Source organism: Flagellimonas sp. 2504JD1-5, from assembly GCF_053618295.1.
The window spans coordinates 1,468,457-1,486,853 of record NZ_JBSIOU010000002.1 but is presented as its reverse complement, the minus strand read 5'-3'; the positions used below and the strand labels follow the sequence as shown (position 1 = coordinate 1,486,853).

Sequence of the window (18,397 nt, the reverse complement as noted above, 5' to 3'; positions counted from 1 at the left end):
ACCGCTAGTATGCTATTCAGAACCTTCCAAGTAGGCTTTTGCCTTTTATTGTCCATTACCATGTCTGCCCAAAAGCTTTCCCGAGCAGAAAAGAAAATCGTGGCATCCATTGAAAAAAATAACTCCGAGGCCATATCCTTTTTGGAAAAAGTGGTGAATATCAACAGTGGGACATTAAATTCCGAAGGGGTACGAGAGGTGGGAATGGTTTTTAAGGATGCCTTTGAAAAAATCAATTTTGAAACAAAGTGGATTGAAATGCCCCAAGAAATGGACAGGGCGGGCCACTTTTTTGCAGAAACAACAGGGAGTAAAGGAAAAAAGCTACTGTTGATTGGTCACTTGGATACCGTTTTTGAAGAGGACAGCCCTTTTCAAAAATTTGAAATGGTCAACGATAGTATTGCCCATGCTCCAGGAGGAAACGACATGAAAGGTGGCGATGTCATTGTCCTTTACGCTCTAAAAGCTTTGCACGAGAATGGCTTTTTGAAAAATGCCCAAATAATTGTGGCATTTACCGGAGATGAGGAAAGTACGGGAAAACCGTTGGATATAAGTCGAAAAGACCTGATTGAAGCTGCTAAACGAAGTGATATTGCATTGGGTTTTGAAAATTCAACAGGGTTCAATTATGCCACAGTGGCTAGGAGGGGTGCTTCAGGTTGGGAGTTGGAGGTGGAAGGCAAAAGGGCCCATTCATCTGGAATTTTCAATGAGACCGTTGGGGCAGGTGCCATTTTTGAAATTTCTAGGATTCTACACGAGTTTTATACTGAGGTAAAAGGAGAGGAGTTATTGACATTCAATCCAGGGACATTGTTAGGTGGGACTTTTGTCAATTTTGATAAATCCACTAGCAAGGGAGATGTATTTGGAAAAGGAAACGTAGTTGCCCAAAAAGCCATCGCCCGAGGGGGTCTGCGTTTTATTTCCGAAGAACAAAAGGAAAGTGCTAGGGCAAAAATGAGAGAAATAACGAACAATAACCTTCCGCAAACCTCGGCTAGCATTAGCTTTACCGATAGTTATCCAGCCATGGGCCCTACACAAGGAAATACTGAATTGTTAAATATCCTGAACAAAGTAAGCTTGGATTTGAATCAAGGTGAAGTTTTGGCCTATGATCCTGGAAAAAGAGGAGCTGCCGACGTATCTTTTGTCGCCGAATATGTAGACTGCCTTGATGGCCTTGGTACTATGGGGACAGGTGCACATACCCCTAAAGAGACGGTGAACCTTAATACGATTGAGGCATTGACCAAACGAACCGCTGTCTTGATTTATAGATTAATTAATTCTAAAAAATGACAGAATTAAAGTGTGGAAGCTACACCACAAGAATTGACAAAGGAGAATTAGTTGGTTTTACTCAGGATGAACATGAGTTCATTCATCAAAAAGGAAGTCCAGGATGGCGAAGTGCAGATACCGAGATGTTTCCCATAATTGGACCGGTGGATAAAGCCGGTTTTCAAGTTCAGGTACCACGAAGCAATGCTATCCAAGACCAACATGGATTGCTGCGTGAACTCGAATATGATTTGATTTCCAAAACTGATACCTCCGCAATCTTCAAAAAGAAATACAAAGCCGGAACCCCGGTAAAAAACTCAAAATTTCCTGAAAAGTCAACAAGACAATGGCTGCTATGGCCTTATAGTTTTGAATTTGAAAAATCCTTTGAGTTAAAGGAAACTCAACTTGAAATTGCGTTCAAAGTGACTGGTGAGCGTGACATGCCATTTATGTTGGGCTATCACCCTGCTTTTAAACTTTATACCGAGAAACCCATAATTATCGCCAATGGACAAGAAATAAGTTTGGATGAGATTCTAGAGGTGGGCAGCAGGGCGTACCAAGTGGAGAATTGTGAATCCATTACATTAAGGGATAAACGTAACATCACTATTCAAACCGAAGGTTTTGGTCATTTTATGTGCTGGACCGAGGTTAGAAACATGGTGTGCATTGAGCCTATTTCGTTTTACCCATACTCCGTGCAACAAATTGAATTACATGAAGGTTTTCAATTTTTGGGTGATTCGCCGGCCATTTTTAAGGTTAATTTGATTTTGGATTAATCTATAGGACAAACGATTCCGATTTTGGCAATAGCGCTTCAACAATGCGTTGGGTCTCCAAAGTATTTTTTTGGGGTATGATATGTGCCTCAATATCTTCAAAAGAAGTAATGCTCTGTTGATGATCTATAAATCCATAGCCTTTATACATACCTTCATCAATAAGCACAAAAGCATTTTCATTAAGGTCGCGTCCTTTTTCCTTAATGATTCTTATCCCTGATTTTTCCGTTTTAATGTCGAGAACAGCGGCCTTCACTTTTTGGTTATAATCTTCAACGGATTCGGTAGAGGTGCAAATACCTTCACAAGAGCTTATTTCATGATGTGAACAAGAAGTATTCACCTGTTGCAGATGACAATACTTGGGACAAAGTGCAAAGTTCTTGCAGATTTCTTCCAAAAAAGCCCTGCAATCGGTTTGATTATAGAACACTTTTATGGGATTGGGAGCGCCTTTCAATGCATTGTAGGCCAAATGGATAATTCCCTTTCTATCCTCATATTCAAAAATGGCATATTGTTTTACAATCCTTTTTTGTGCACTATTATAAGGAGGAAACAGTCTCTTTATCTCGGCTGATTCCATGAGCAGAGCCACCAATTCACTGCCTGAAAGTTTGTAATCTATGGATGCCGTTTCGCTGCACATACGTAGTTCTTTGGTGCTTTTATCATAAAAATGGCCCAAAACCCTTTTTTTAAGGTTGATAGCCTTTCCAACATAGATAATTTTTCCCTGTTGATTTTTAAAATAATAAATACCCGGTTTTTGCGGAATTTCATCAAACACGGATTTTGGCAGATGGGGAGGGAGCGTAGCTTCTTGACTCCTTGCGTTTAAGAATTTTTTGATGGTAGTTTCCGAATCTGGCGTGTTCAGCAACTTTTGAAACAATAATACAGTGGCATGTGCGTCACCTCGGGCACGATGGCGGTCTGTTAATGGTATTTGGACTGCTGTACAGAGTTTGCCCAAACTGTATGATTGCAGCCCGGGAATCAGCCTTCTTGACAATCGCACCGTACAAAGTTTTTTTCGAACAAAATCAATTCCGATCTGTCTAAATTCCTCTTTAATAACACCATAGTCAAAATTCACTGAATGGGCCACAAAAATGCTGTTTTGTGTCATTTCAAGAACGGTAGGAGCGATTTGGTCAAAAGTTGGGGCGTTTTGCACCATTTGGGCATCAATTCCTGTGAGACCTGTAATATAAAATGGGATGGGACACTGCGGATTGACCAAGGAAGTGTACTCATCCACAATTTGATGCCCATCATACTTGAAAATGGCAATTTCGGTGATTTTATTGCCTCTAATTCCGTTGCCGGAGGTCTCTATGTCGATGATGGTATACAAATCGGGAAAATTGAACCTTGAAATTAGGCATATTGTGAAAAGTTGGCAAATGGAATTCCCTTTTTAAATCTATGGATTATTGATTGACAATCAATCTTAGCGAATCATTGTTTGATGCAACTAAAACACCTTTCTTTTTATTTGTTAAAGTGATAGACCGCATTTTCTTGACATCAGCATTCAAAAAAACACCACTTTTTGAATAAGGTAGTGGCTCAAAAGAAGAACTGCCATTTCCTTTTAGCAGTAACCCGAGACTGGCATCATTTCTTGGGGTTTCCACTTCAGATTGATAGAGGTTGCCGGCCACAAGAATATCTTGGAATCCGTCATTGTCAAAATCATCTATTTGAATATCATTTATTGAAGAAAACTGAGCTTCATTTGGTAATGGATGTGTTTTGAAGTTTCCCTGACCTAAATTTTCAAGATAAACCGAAGCGAACGTTTTAGATTGTAGATGCAATGATTGCTCCAATTTTTCCTTTCCATAGACTTCAACGAGCTTTGCGGAGCCAAAACTGTGATATGAAGGAAATTTTTCTTTGATAAATGGCATTTGCTGTGAGGAACATTCTCTTCCACGCAGTGGAAAAAGACTTCCTTGGTTATAATAACCCAATACAATATCATTGGTGCCATTGTCATCAAAATCTGTGGAATAAACTTCAAAAGGAGCTTCAGAAGAGGCAGTATACTTGTAATTGAGCCCGAGATTGCCTACCACATAATCGATATCACCATCATCATCGAAATCTGCACCCGCTAGGCTGTTCCACCAACCTTCGGTATTTGGAAGAATGGATTCGTTTTGTTCCAGAATACCATTGTTGTTTTGATACAAAGCAATTTTTGTCCATTCGCCTACCAGGATCAAATCCGTTTGTCCATCCAAATCAAAATCGGTCCATAAAGCATCAGTGACCATTCCGGCATTGATTAAACCTGGCGCTTTTTCCTTAGTCACATCTTTGAATACACCATCATTATTTTCCAACAGGAGACTAGTTTCAGAATAGGGATACTTTTGGGGTTGCTGCCTGGTTCCGATAAATAAATCTAGATCTCCGTCTTTATCAAAATCAAAAGGTTTTGCACAACTTCCACTGTATGGATTATTTGGTAATCTATTGGACTCTTTTTTGAATTTTCCAGAGTCGTTTATATATAAACGATCTTGATATTGCTTGTTTCCTGATTTCCATTCATTGCTTCCACTTACAACATACAAATCGTTGTCACCATCATTATCTGCATCAAAAAATACAGCATCCACATCTTCATATTCTTTATCCAAAAGCCATGTCTGACTATCATTTGTAAAAAAGGTTCCATCTGGATTTTGGATGTAAAGTGAACCAGGTGACCCACTAGCACCACCGACAAAAAAATCATCCAAACCGTCTCCATTTACATCTGCAACGGCCAATGCAGGGCCAAATTGTGACATTTTATGGGGTAACAGACTTTCCTTGGCAAAGTCATCATGTTGGTTTTCATGATGTTTATAATCTATGCTGGTCACTTTGGTAATATCACTGAAAATTTGGTTTGGAAAAGTGTTTAAATCCTTTGAAGGATTTGCATGCTGATAGTCAACCGTTAAACGTTGATTTGTTGGAATGTTGGATATTATTTGGGTATGACCATCGGGCCATGCAATTACAATTTCCTCAATTTTTTCCGAATCCAGTAACCCAAAATGAACCATGGGCTCAACAGCGGATTGATAACCACGGGTTGGATAGTTCTCAACAACTTGCTTTCCTTTTGCCGTTTCAATTACAACCTTAGCACCAACCCCATTTGGATTTTTTGTGCTGCCTTTGAACTTAATCTGGATGAAATTGTGATGACTGTTGTTTTGCAAAATTGTGGCCTTTTCATCGATATTGTTGATAACTAGGTCCAAATCACCATCATTGTCCAAATCGGCATAAGCTGCACCGTTGGAAAATGAATTTTTGCTTAATCCCCAAGCTGCCGATGTTTTGGAGTAGGTTAAATCTCCATTGTTCTTGAAAAAAAAATTCTGCGTTTTTCGTTGCGGGGTTTTTTGAACCAATTCTTCAATGACTCGGGGCATTTCTTCACCATTTTCCTGGGCTTGTTTTAACCGTTCGAGCTTATACTTTTTAAAATCGTTGTTTCTAAAATCACGTTTAAGCCCATTGGTGACAAATAAATCTTTTAGGCCATCATTGTCAAAATCGGCAAGTAACGGAGCCCAACTCCAATCTGTGCTGGAAATATTGGCCATTTGCCCTATCTCACTAAAGTGACCGTTACCAGTATTGAGTTGCAGAGCATTGTACATGTATTGGTAATGAAATCCATGATCTACCGCATGATTAAATGCCTTAGGGTTCATGCCGCTCATACTAGTTTTTATGCCATAATTATCTTCGGCAACCATATCCAATGACATAATATCTGGAAATCCATCGTTGTTGATGTCCGCAATATCGGTTCCCATGGAAAAATTTGAGATATGTCCAGTTGTGGATTTCAGTTTTTCCGTAAAAGTTCCATCACCGTTGTTGAAATAGAGATAATCCTGTTCGATATAATCATTGCCTACATAAATATCAGGCCATCCATTTTGGTCCAAATCGCCTATGGAAACACCTAACCCAAAACCAAGTGAATTCTGAATGATACCGGCCTCATCCGATACATTGACGAACTTACCATTGTCATTTCTGAACAAACAATCCCCGACCAACTCACTCTTTTCGGTTTTAAAATTTTCTGGGTTGTTGGTGTTGACTGGATTTACATTATGATTGAGGAGAAACATGTCCAAGTCCCCATCTTTATCGTAATCAAAAAAGGAGCCTTGGGTACTATAACCTGAAAAATCGAGTCCGTATTCAGCGCCCTTTTCTATAAAGGTGCCATTTTGATTATTAATATAGAGCAGGTTTTTTCTGTTTGCGGTTTTACCCTTTCCTGATTTACAGACATAAATATCCAACCAACCATCGGCATTGACATCGGCCATGGTAACCCCTGTTGTCCAGCCGAATGTGCTTCCCACATTTGCTTTTGTGGTAATATCCTGGAATTTAAAGTTTCCAAGGTTTTTATAGAGCTTGTTTCCTTTAAGATTGGCGGTTAGGTAGATGTCCGGTAAACCATCATTATCAATATCACCGATTGCCACCCCTCCGCCGTTATAGAAATATTCATACACCATACTGTTCATGGCACTGTTTTCCGGTATTTCATTGATAAAATGAATCCTGGTTTCGGATGGTGGGAGTTCTGTAAAAAGATATGTTGCCTCCACTTTGGGTCGTTTGATGGATTTGGTGCAAGAGAAAAGAATCAATAACAAGGTTATTGGGAGGTAAAAGAACGGCTTGAGTAGTTTTTTTTGCTTCAAAACACCTTGAATTTCTTATTGAAATCTAATTTCTATTTTTTTATCCAAGGCCGCTACCAGTGTCACTTCTTTAAACTGACCATCATTTGCGAGCTTGGTCTTATCAATTGTGGAAGGAGTTTCAAAATTTATAACGTTTCCTTCTGAAATTGCCGATTGATAGCTGTTTTCCGTATCAAGAACCCTAATTTTCCATGTTCTTGAGGTTAATTTATTTTTAAAGTTACCTGCTGACTTACCAATTTCGATGGTAAGCACCCCTGTATTTTGATCAATTTCCCAATGAATTTCGGTTTTTGCAAATTCACCTTGCTGATATGCTATTGATTGTCCGTCGTCTTCGTAAATGATGGTTTCCCCTTTTTGGCCCGGATATATTTCGAGCCAAAGCGTTTCATCCTGTTCTCCAGGAACAATCCAATTTCGTTCTTTTCCGTAACAAAGGGTTGCACCTTCAGGAACAAGTAATGGAAGTTTGTCTGGATCGCTCGAGTCATATTCGATGGCCTGTCCGCCTTCATACTTCTTCTTGGACCAGTAATCGTACCATGACTTCCCTTCGGGAAGATAAATAGTGTGGTGTGCTTCAGGGTGGTAAACGGGTGCTACCAACAAAGATGTACCAAACATGTATTGATACGGCCATTGATTGGCATTGCATTTATCATCCTCTGGATATTGCAGAACCATTGGTCTGCACATGGGCATTGCATCCAAGTAATTTTGATATGCCAAAGAATAGATATAGGGCAAAAGCCTGTACCGCAGTTTTCTGTGCCTACGGATGCTTTTTTCGGCCGTGTATTCATCAGCTCTTGCCACTCGTTCGGCATTTTCTTGGTTGGATGATTTAACCAAAGATCGTTCTATGACAATACGTTCTTTCCATTGATTGATGTCAGCGCTAACCGACCAGGGTTTTAGATTATGCGATCGCGAGACTCCTAAAAAATCAACAAATTGATTCATTCTGGCCTGTATTAAGGGAGTTTTACCATAAACATCCCATGTAAGATGAGACATCCCTTTCATTGATCCATGGGTATTGGTAATGGAGTTTATCTGCCATTTCATCTCCGACCAGGTAAAATCTGAATCGCCAACCCATCTAAAAGGATACCGTCTTTGACCAATCATGGCATTTACGGGTAACTGGGTCGGACCATCGTCCCAAGGATTGGTTTCTTGCATTCTTCTGCACCCTAAGAACAACACTCTTTTGTGCTCGCCAATATATTCTTGGGTACCATTCCAAATTTCGGCATCTGTAATATTGTTTCGTCGGGTATCTTGCCATGTTCCGGCTATTCCCATATCCAGTTTTTCCTTATAGCGTTTCCACCAAATGTCTTCATCAAACAAAGTTTCTGTCCACCCATGGTTTATTCTATTGGGATGTGCAGGTGCGTTGTGATGGATTAGCATTAGATCGAGATCCATATGTTTTAACGAATCTATCATTTGCATTGCGGAAAGGGGATTGACATAATTATCCGACCAGTCCAAACTACTGCCCCATATAATTTCTTTATCACCGATACAGGCATCTCCCCAACCAAAATCCAGGATCAAATTGTCGCAGGGAATGTCTTTTTCGCGAAATAAATGGGCCACCTGCATAAAATCTTCTTGATTTCCGGAACAACTCAGATGTTGGGTTTGAAAAAAGCCATATCCCTTCCTGGGAAGCAAGGGTTCAGGGCCGACCAAGTCATTGAATTGTTTGAAAATACTTTGGTAATCCGGACCATAGATAAAGTAGTCATCCTTGATCAGGCTATCTTTTATAAAAGTATCGGTATAACTTTTTGTGTTCTTATTGTAGAACCAGTGGGAGTATCTGCTGTTTAAATTGAATTCGTTGAATGCACTGGCATTGTCAAATTTTGAGTAGCCATCCTTGAACATTCCAAAAATGGGTCCGTCTGAGGGATGAATCTTTTTTCCTTTAATGTTGTTAATTTGCCATTCCAAGGTTTTTTTATCTACAATCAGTTGAATTGCCGATGTCAATATTTCGTAATTGTCATGTGTTTCTTTTAGACTACACTCAACCTTGTTCCATGGGTCAAAATGTCCGTTTAAAAAAGGGATTTCATATTGGGAGGGAAACTTTTCATTTTCCAATCCAGAAATTCGAAAACGGAACATTTTAGGGGAGTAAAACGATATTTCGACCGAATCGGACAAATAGACTTTGGTGGCATAACCATCATAATGAACGTTGGTGTTCATATTTGGTGAGCAGCCCATTAGCGCAGCAAAAAGGGCAAATAAGAAGACAAAGATTATCCTCATGTAAAATATGATTGATTTTGTGTTTGTTGTGGATTGATAAAAAAACACCCAAGGACCGCCGCGGCCCTTGGGTGGTGAAAGCTACTTAATTACTAAACTAACTGAACTCTCTCAACTAAACTTAATCGTATTACCACCCGGGATTTTGGTTAAGATTTTCATTGATATTTATTTCCTGTAGCGGAATTGGGAAAAGAATATCTCTTTCTTGAAAATTCTCCGAGAATGGCTTGTTGTGATTTTCCAAAGTAGTTTTAACCGATTCCGTGGCAGTACTTCCACGTTGCCATCGGTATAGATCAAACCAACGAATTCCGAATTCCATGGAAAGCTCAACGGGACGTTCGTGGTGACGAATCTGTTGTCTCAACTCACTTTGATTCATACTTCCCAAAGCAATTGGAACCGCTCCGCCTCTTTCTCTAACCTTGTTGATTTCGGTAATGGCTTCGTCTGTTTTACCATTTTCATTTAACGCTTCGGCATACATTAATAACACATCCGCAAACCGGATTAGGGCAATATTGGTGCCGTTATAAAAATTGGTATCTACGTTGAATGCATACTTTTTGAAATATCTAGGATGGTTCAAATCCCCTGCTACGTCTGTATAGGCAATATCTGTATCACTGCTTCTACTGTACATTTCCGAACCTGGGTCATCAAAGAAAATACTCGCATAAACCCTGTCGCTGGGCTCTCCACCAGCGTTAAGGTCAGTTTTCATTTCCTCGACCAACCATTCTGAAGGATAGAAAAGCTCCCAACCACCAAAGGCGTACGGAGATACTTCAAAATTGAAAACCTGTCTTTCATCATTTCCGTTGGATCTGTCGCCTGTAAATTGGATTTCAAAAACACTTTCACTTCCATTTTCAGCATTTCCATTGAAATTATCCTCATAATTTGGCAATAGCGCATAGTTCATACCAACTACTTGGGCCAATTTAGATTCGGCATCGGCCCATTTTTCTTGGAACAGATATGCTTTTCCCAATAATGCTCTTGCTGCACCTTTGGTCGCACGTCCTCTCCATTCGGATGAATGCTCATCCAATAGGGCTGGTTCGGCCTCATTGAGGTCATTTTCTATCTGCGCCCATATTTCGGCAGGTGTGGCTTGACTTGGAAAAAGATTGTCCGGGTCGGTTTCGTATGAAGTTACCAAAGGTACATTCTCAAAACCTGTCACCAACCAGAAATAGAAGTATGCCCGTAGAAACTTCGCCTCCGCAATCACTACATCTTTGGATTGCTGAGAAAGCGCCTCCATTTCGGGTACACGCAATAAAATCTGGTTTGCTCTTCCAATACCGGCATAAGCCGTTCTCCAAATATTGAAAGGTCCGCTCTCTTCTGTGGTATTGGTAAAACTAGCCAAAGCCCTGCTGTAGGTTTCCGCCGTATTGTTGGTCATGTCGTCACCTTTGTACGCCATGGCCGTATAAATTTCTTCAAAGAAGGCCCACTTACTTCCGCTAGAGCTGTGCAGGGCAGCATAAGTTGCCGTGAGTGCTTGCAAAGCATGTGCTTCGGTCTGCCAAAAACTGGAATCGGTCAGCACTTCTTTGTTTTCAACGTCTATAAAATCATCGCTGCACGAGTGAAGCCCAATTACGGCTAAAATCGCGATTATGATATACTTGTTCCTTTTCATGATCTTACGAATTATGTTGTTCAATTTTTTTAATTAAAGTGAAATGTTCAAACCAAGGATAAAAGATTTGGACAATGGGTAAAAACCTCTATCCACACCTCTTGTAAAAGTTCCTCCATTACCCAATGCTGGATCAAAACCAGAATAATCGGTAATAGTAAATAAATTGGTTGCCGTCAAATACAAACGTAAGTTATCAATTGGAAGGTTGTCCATGACTTTGTCGGTAAAAGTGTAGCCCACTTGAAGGTTTCTCAATCTGAAATAAGACCCATCTTCAAGAAAATAGCTCGAAGGACGAATGTTGTTATTGGGGTCGCCAAAAACATTCCTTGGAATACTACTTCCTGTATTTTGTGGAGACCATGCATTGACCAAATCTGCGGACATGTTCTGTCTATCGGTCCGATAAAGCCACATTCTAACACCATTATAAATGTTATTACCATGGGTTCCTTGGAAGAATAGGCTTAGGTCAAAATTCTTATACGAAGCATTAAAGTTGATCCCGTATTCTAAATCGGGAAGTCCACTGCCCATAAACTGCTTGTCGTCATCGTCAAGGGTTCCATCTCCATTAGTATCCACAAAACGCAAATCACCAGGGGCCGCATTGGGTTGAACACCATGCGAATCGATTTCGGCTTGTGTTTGGAAAATACCGTCAGCTTTAAACAAATAGAATCGTCCTATTTCCCCTCCTACCTCAGTACGTGTGGTTGGGAAATTGTTAAACTCGATAAATCCATCAGTAAATGCCTCTCCGGCAACACCCAATTTGGTGACTTCATTTGTAGAGCCACTAATGTTTGCACTTACGCTATATGTAAAGTCATTTCCAATGCCATTGTTGTACGATGCGGAAAACTCCCAACCCTTATTTTCCAAATTACCGCCGTTTGTCAATGGAAATGCTGTAATACCAGAAGTAGCTGGAATAGGCACGTTCACCAACATGTCGGTAGTTTTGGAGGTAAAGTAGTCGAATGAGAATTTAAGTTGATTTTGCAACAGACCTAAATCGACACCTATATTGGTTGTTGATGTCTCTTCCCACTGGATATCTGGAGTAGGTAAGGAGGTACTAATGGCACCCACCACAACTGATTGACTTTGTCCTTCTCCAAAAGGATAGTTCAACTGCTGTCCGCCAGAACCGATTCTTGCCAAGAACAGGTGATCACCGATTAATTGGTTCCCCAATGTTCCATAACTAAACCTTGGCTTAAGTTGCGAAATAACATCGGAATTGAAAAAATCCTCGTTATGAACTGCCCAACCAAGAGAAAGTGAATAAAAATTTCCGTACTTGTTGGTATCGGCAAAACGGGAAGAACCATCTCGTCTAATACTTCCTTGTACGTAGTACTTATCATCGTAGTCGTAGCTCAATCTACCAAAGTAGGATTGTAAGGTGCTTGTTGAATTGAAGCCAAATGACGATTCGTCACCAATACCAGAACTAAGTCCCCTTAATTGGTCAGAAGCCAATTCGTTGTTTGAGCCTCCAACAGATCTAAACTCGCTTTTTTCTCGAGAGATACCTAATAGCACCTCAACATCATGTTGTCCGAAGGACTTGCGATAGTTTAGCGTATTGTTCAAGGTCCACTCATTGGTTCGTGTCCTATTCTCTGTTAAAAATGGATTTTCATTGATGGCTTGCGGGCCAAAATTATAGGTTGGAAGAAAGTTTGAAAAATGAGTGTTCTCAATGTTTGCACCATATTGGAATTGATAATTCAACCCATCGAACAGCTTGAGCGTAGCGGATACGTTAAATTGCAGATAATCATCCTGATCCGCCCTATCATCAAGTTCAGACTCACCAACCGGATTTCCTGATCCAAGTTCTGATGGTGGAACAGCAAAACCATTAAGGGTGCTCGAGTCAAAAATCTCCTTATGTGGTAATTGCTGATAAATCTGTAGGAATGGAGAGAAACTGGCATTTCCTCCACCAATGGGCTCAAAAATCCCTCCGGTATTTTCTCTTGTATAACTTATACCAGGAGCAACTTTTAGACGCCCTTCCAATAGATTGAAATCTACATTAAGACGTGTGCTCAATCGGTTAAAATCCGTATTTACAACAGTTCCTGTATTCTCAAAATAACCAGCAGAAAAGTTGTACTTCATGTTTTCCGTTCCACCAGAAATACCGATATCATGTTTTTGCTCAAAAGCATTGTCAATATAAGCTCCAACCCAATCAGAATCGGCATACTGGGTGCCATTTGTCAAATAAGGTGCGGGCGTATCGCCGGCATTATTGAAGGCATCCAATTTAATTTGATTGTGCTGATCTCTATTGGCCACATCTACATTATTGCTAAACCATTGGGTGCTTACATATGAACCTATGGTAACTTTTGGTTCCCCGGTTCTACCTCTTTTGGTAGTCACAATTACAACACCATTTGATGCTCTAGACCCATAGATGGTTGCCGCAGATGCATCACGTAGAATACTTATATCTTCAATATCCGATGGATTGATGTAAGATAGGTCACCTGGAATACCGTCAATAACCACCAAGGGATTGTTGTTTCCAATAGTACCCAACCCACGAATTCTTATTATTGGCTCGCTGCCAGGAGCACCGGTTGCGATTGCCACGTTCAAACCTGCAACTTGACCTTGTAATGATGTTGCAACATCGGCTGTAGGTATTTTTTGGATTTCTTCGATATCAACAGAAGAAATAGCAGCGGTTACCTCTGCTTTTCTTTGTGTACCGAAACCAACAAGGATAACTTCTTCCAAACCTTGCGCGTCTTCATCAAGAGTTACATTGACCGTGGTTTGACCACCGATTGCAACTTCTTTGGTAATAAAACCTAAATAGCGAAAAACAAGGGTTGCATCCCCTGAATCGACTTCGAGAGAATAATTTCCATCAAAATCGGTCTGTGTTCCCACCGTTGGGTTTTCCTTGACATTGACCGTGGCTCCGGGTAGTGGAGCACCGTCTTTGTCTGTGACCGTTCCCGTTATGGTTTGCTGAACCTCAACTGCTTTGGGAACCACTGGTTCTGGTAATTTGGTTAAAAGAATTGACCCGTCTTGCGATAGTTGATAATCAAAATCAGCAAAAGACAAGGTTTTCTGAAGTAGGTTGTTTATTCTGGTTTTGCCTTTTTTTACCTTGACTTTGGGTGCGTCGGTAAATAAATCGGATCTGTAGATAAACGAATAATCCGTTTGTTCCCGGATGAGGTCAAAAACCTCTTCCACAGTAAGCTCTTCAGTAGCTTTGATTACAATTTTTTTGTCTTGTGAGAATCCTATTTTGGTCGTAAAACCAAAGGTTGTCATGCAAAATAAAAAAATGAATGTCCTCATAATGACAAGTAATAGCCTATTCCTATTTAAAATAGGTAGCCTAACAAATTTTGTTTTCATAAATTTGATTGCGTTAGTTAGTTAATATTTAATTAATTGATCGACTCGGGGATGGAAGTTTAAATTGTCCAGGTCTAAGCTCCATCCTCTTTTTTTTATTCTACCATAATCGTTTTTCCTTTTGTTGTTAATTTCGCCTCGTTCGTATTTTGTATGATGGAAAGTATATTTTCCAAATCTTGATTTCGATTAAAAACCCCATTGAAGGTAACCGTTGAAACTTCCTCATTCACAATATCTACTTCAACGTCATACCATCTTGATAAAACGGTCATGATGTCCTTAAGGGACATATTCTTAAAGCTAAATAGCCCATCTTTCCATGAAATGGTGTTGTACACATCAGCTTTAGCGATATTCATTTCATTGGTTCCTTTATCTAAAATGGATTGATATCCTGGAGTTAGATTGTTGATGTTGTCCCCTGTTTTAATTGCTACTTTACCGTTGACCAAGGTGGTTTCTATAAAGGAATCTTCCTTGAAGGCTTTAATATTGAATTCTGTCCCCAGTACATCAACTTCCTGGTTTTGGGTAGCAACCAAAAAGTGGGTGCCATTATTTTGCGTACTAGGTGATACTTCAAAATAGGCTTCGCCATAGAGTAACTCCACCTTTCGTGGAGAACTCTCAGCAAATGTTACAGGATACCTTAACTCGGAATCTGAATTCAACCAAACCTTGGTCCCATCAGAAAGCACCAAATAAAATTGGCCACCTCTTGGAATGGTCAGCGTATTGTATTTAATAGCTTTTGCATGGTCGGCTTTGGTCTTATACACCAATTCCTTGCCATTACTGGTCAGTGTTTGGGTGTTGAATGCCTTTCCTTTTTCCAATGGTACCTTAGTGCCGTCTTCAAGAGTAAGGGTCGCTTTGTCTGATCCAATTTCGATAACATTGTCCACTATAGTGATCGGTTGTTCAGTGATATCTTTCTCCGACATTAAGAAAGGTAGGCTTACCAAAGCTAAAATAACCGCGGCAGCGGCATACTTCCAATACCTACGCACCCCCTTTGGGGTATCCATGTTTTCATTGATACGTTCCCATCCTTTTTGGATATCGACAAAGTTTTGAGATTTTTGAAGGTAACTTTCTTGTACTTTTTTAAAGTATGATTTGTGGACCTCCGACTCTGAAATCCACTCATCGAAAATCTGCTCTTCCTCTACGGTAAGTTTGTTGTTTAGTTTCTTGAGAATTAACTTAAACTCCATTGTAATTTTCGCTTGCTTTATATGAAGACAATTAAAATCACAAAAAGGGTGACAAAAAAATAACAAAAATTTAAAAATAGGGTAAAGAATAAGAGAATGCCCTAATAAATCAGGGTTTAATGTGAAACCAGCAAAGCAATAATCAAGGCCATTTGTTGGGCTATTTTTAGTTTGGCTCTCTTTAATTGTGTTTTTACCGTGTTAACAGAGACCCCAAGTTCTTCAGCTATGTCAACATACTTGTAATTTTCGATAAAGCGCATTTTTACGATCTGCTGCATTTTGGAAGGAAGACCTTCCACCACTTTCAATAATTGATGATGGATGATTTTTAGATCTTCATTGGAGAAGAACTCCAAATTATAGTCTGAACTGATCATGGATTGCATATCCAGTACCTTTGCGTCATCCGTAATTTTTATGGTCTTTAAAAAGTTGAGGCATCGATTTCGAACCATAGCATATAAATACCCTTTTAGCGAAGTTTTAATTTGAAGGGTATCGGCCTTTTCCCAGATATGGATAAATACTTCCTGAACAATATCCTCACTCCAATTTTGATCAAAAAGATAACTGTTGGCATAATGGACCAGTTCTTCATAGGTGTCCTCAAAAAACTTTTTGTAGACAAACTGATTTTGATTTTTTATCTCTTGTAAAATTGAATTTGAATCCAAACTGGTTTAGGCTAAAAGGCTGATTTTTTAATGAATATTGGTTCCTGCAATCGTACTCTAAAATCTGTCCGGCTTTTTATGGTTTTTGAATAATAACAAGATTAAAAGTATGAATTAACAATGATTTTACTTACTAGCTCTTGTTAAAATGGTTTTTTTTGTACTTTGGCCATGTCCAAATAGAGCAACGCTGTTCTTTTCGTTGTGTTTTATCATATCGTTCGTATAGTAATTGAAGGAATTTTCATCTTATACAGATGGAGTCATTTATATGATAAATAGCCATGGATAAACAAATATTCTCTTATATCTTTTTGATTATTTTCCTCTATAGTTGTGGACAAAGAGGGACTGAACAACAACATCATCCGCGTCACACCGCAATCGCCGAAAACCTACTGAATTACGTTGGAACTCCTACGGAACCCGGCGACAGGGAGATGTTAATGTTCTCCGATCAAGGTGCTTGGTTTGCCTACAGCATGCCAAAGACTATAGATAAAGCCGGTTTTTCAGGCCCCTTTTTAATGACACAGGAAAATGGGGTATGGGCTGGCCCCAACCTTTTGCAATTCCAATTGACCACTAATAATGGGGTAGAACCAATGGATTGGAAAAATACACTGGTTACCCAAAAGAGTTATCCAAGCCATTTAGAACAAGTTTTTGCAGATTCGGCTTTGGGTGTCTGGCAACAATTGGTGTTTTGTTCTGGACATTCAGCTGTTCAACGCACTGTTGTAACCAATAAATCTGAAGACGCCATAACCCTGAAAGCACTTTATCATGGGGAGCTTTTCGACATAGGGATAACAGTTTCAAAAGAAGGCAACCTTCTTAAATTGGTTTCGGATAAGAGTGATGCACTGGGATATATTCAGTTTTTGGATGAGGATGCAAATATTTCCATCGAGAATGGAAATTCCTATAGGTCCAATACAGCGTATTTTGTTTTAGAACCAGGTGATTCCAAATCCTTTTTGGTTTCCCAAACTTTCATTTTTCCGGAGTATTCTTGGGAAAAAGAAAAAGAGGCGATTTTAAAGATTGATTTTGATGCGCTGTTAAAAGCGCGTCAAACGGAAAAAGAAAAAGAGCTTACTAGTCTGTGTTCAATTCGAAGAGATAATTTTAAGGACAGTATCTCTCATCGATTGTTGGCCAAAGCGCATCTCACTTTGCAGAATAACTGGAGGATTCCAGCCGGAGAGCTTAAACACCAAGGACTTTTTCCGAGTTATCATTATGAATGGTTCCATGGATTTTGGTCCTGGGATTCTTGGAAACATGCAGTTGGATTATCCCTTTACAAACCAGAATTGGCCAAAGATCAAATGAGGGCCATGTACGATTTTCAAAGTGAAAATGGTTTTATTGTGGATTGCGTTTACCGTGATACCACTATTGAGGCTCATAACTATCGAGATACCAAACCACCACTGTCGGCATGGGCGGTTGTTAAAATAATGCATCAAGATTCGGATACCAGTTTTGTCAAAGAAATGTATCCAAAGTTAAAAAACTACCACAATTGGTGGTACAAAGATCGTGACCATGACCAAGATGGGCTATGTGAATATGGCTCTACCGACGGAACTATAATCGCCGCCAAATGGGAAAGTGGAATGGACAATGCAATTCGTTTTGATGATTCCAAAATCTTGAAGAATTCTGAAAATGCGTACTCTCTTGACCAAGAGAGTGTAGATCTTAATGCCTATCTCTATGCGGAAAAGCTTTATATGGCTACTCTGGCCAATTTCTTGGGTAAAAGTGAAGAGGCTCAAAAGTGGAAAAGTTATGCCGTTGTTTTAAAAGAACGCATCCAAAAACAGTTCTTTGATGAGGAAGATGGATGGTTTTATGATACCAATTTAAAAGGTGATATTTTTATAAAAGGAGCCGGAAGCGAAGGTTGGATTCCTCTTTGGGCCCAAGCAGCAACAAAAATTCAAGCCGAAGCAGTGAAGGCGAAAATGATGGACCCTAAGAAATTTCTTGTGAAGGTGCCTTTTCAAACCATGTCGGCCGATCATCCCAAGTTCAACCCATTAAAAGGATATTGGAGAGGTCCGAATTGGTTGGACCAGGCTTACTTTGGAATCAAAGGGTTACGAAACTATGGATTCGATAAGGAGGCCGATGAGGTCACTATCAAATTGCTGAATGGTGCAGAAGGGTTATTGGACAAAGGTTCACCGATTTATGAAAATTATCATCCCCTAACAGGTGAGGGGCTCAATGCACCAAATTTTAGCTGGAGTGCTGCCCATATACTCATGTTATTGACAAGCGAAGAATAACC

At 39.7% G+C, this 18,397-nt stretch carries 10 protein-coding genes; 3 read left to right on the top strand and 7 right to left on the bottom strand.

What is annotated here, in order from left to right; genetic code table 11:
• Positions 1-9 precede the first annotated feature (9 nt).
• Both ACULLG_RS16125 and ACULLG_RS16120 read left to right on the top strand, forming a co-directional pair.
• Complete coding sequence (locus ACULLG_RS16125; RefSeq protein ID WP_452127828.1) at positions 10-1,311, top strand: M20/M25/M40 family metallo-hydrolase; 1,302 nt, start codon at positions 10-12, stop codon at positions 1,309-1,311.
• Positions 1,308-2,084 carry an aldose 1-epimerase gene (locus ACULLG_RS16120; protein WP_452127827.1) on the top strand — a complete coding sequence of 259 codons (777 nt, stop codon included), beginning with the start codon at positions 1,308-1,310 and terminating at the stop codon, positions 2,082-2,084. Before ACULLG_RS16125 ends, ACULLG_RS16120 begins: the two co-directional genes overlap by 4 nt.
• 1 nt (position 2,085) lies before the next feature.
• Here ACULLG_RS16120 and ACULLG_RS16115 read toward each other — a convergent pair whose 3' ends face one another.
• The 7 genes from ACULLG_RS16115 to ACULLG_RS16085 form a co-directional block, all read right to left on the bottom strand.
• Positions 2,086-3,447: an exonuclease domain-containing protein gene (locus ACULLG_RS16115; RefSeq protein ID WP_452127826.1), complete on the bottom strand. Its 1,362-nt coding sequence runs from the start codon at positions 3,445-3,447 to the stop codon at positions 2,086-2,088.
• Positions 3,448-3,523: 76 nt separating this feature from the next.
• A complete protein-coding gene (locus ACULLG_RS16110; protein WP_452127825.1) occupies positions 3,524-6,835 on the bottom strand; it encodes a VCBS repeat-containing protein in 3,312 nt (1,103 codons plus the stop codon).
• Positions 6,836-6,850: 15 nt separating this feature from the next.
• Positions 6,851-9,133, bottom strand: a complete 2,283-nt coding sequence (locus tag ACULLG_RS16105; protein ID WP_452127824.1) for a TIM-barrel domain-containing protein — start codon at positions 9,131-9,133, stop codon at positions 6,851-6,853.
• A 130-nt stretch (positions 9,134-9,263) separates the two neighbouring features.
• Positions 9,264-10,790 (bottom strand): RagB/SusD family nutrient uptake outer membrane protein, encoded by a 1,527-nt coding sequence (locus ACULLG_RS16100; RefSeq protein WP_452127823.1) that lies wholly within the window; start codon positions 10,788-10,790, stop codon positions 9,264-9,266.
• 33 nt (positions 10,791-10,823) lie between these two features.
• Entirely contained in the window at positions 10,824-14,108 is a 3,285-nt protein-coding gene (locus tag ACULLG_RS16095) for a SusC/RagA family TonB-linked outer membrane protein (protein ID WP_452127822.1), read from the bottom strand.
• Between the two features lie 182 nt (positions 14,109-14,290).
• A complete protein-coding gene (locus ACULLG_RS16090; RefSeq protein WP_452127821.1) occupies positions 14,291-15,415 on the bottom strand; it encodes a FecR family protein in 1,125 nt (374 codons plus the stop codon).
• Positions 15,416-15,531: 116 nt separating this feature from the next.
• Positions 15,532-16,092 (bottom strand): RNA polymerase sigma factor, encoded by a 561-nt coding sequence (locus ACULLG_RS16085; protein WP_452127820.1) that lies wholly within the window; start codon positions 16,090-16,092, stop codon positions 15,532-15,534.
• Positions 16,093-16,376: 284 nt separating this feature from the next.
• Between ACULLG_RS16085 and ACULLG_RS16080 the strand changes: the two genes are divergently transcribed.
• Positions 16,377-18,395, top strand: a complete 2,019-nt coding sequence (locus tag ACULLG_RS16080) for an MGH1-like glycoside hydrolase domain-containing protein (RefSeq protein ID WP_452127819.1) — start codon at positions 16,377-16,379, stop codon at positions 18,393-18,395.
• Positions 18,396-18,397 lie beyond the last annotated feature (2 nt).

Coding starts and splice junctions, on each gene's coding strand:
- ACULLG_RS16105 (WP_452127824.1), bottom strand. CDS start 9,133: ATGAGGATAATCTTTGTCTTCTTATTTGCCCTTTTTGCTGCGCTAATG.
- ACULLG_RS16120 (WP_452127827.1), top strand. CDS start 1,308: ATGACAGAATTAAAGTGTGGAAGCTACACCACAAGAATTGACAAAGGA.
- ACULLG_RS16095 (WP_452127822.1), bottom strand. CDS start 14,108: ATGACAACCTTTGGTTTTACGACCAAAATAGGATTCTCACAAGACAAA.
- ACULLG_RS16100 (WP_452127823.1), bottom strand. CDS start 10,790: ATGAAAAGGAACAAGTATATCATAATCGCGATTTTAGCCGTAATTGGG.
- ACULLG_RS16090 (WP_452127821.1), bottom strand. CDS start 15,415: ATGGAGTTTAAGTTAATTCTCAAGAAACTAAACAACAAACTTACCGTA.
- ACULLG_RS16080 (WP_452127819.1), top strand. CDS start 16,377: ATGGATAAACAAATATTCTCTTATATCTTTTTGATTATTTTCCTCTAT.
- ACULLG_RS16125 (WP_452127828.1), top strand. CDS start 10: ATGCTATTCAGAACCTTCCAAGTAGGCTTTTGCCTTTTATTGTCCATT.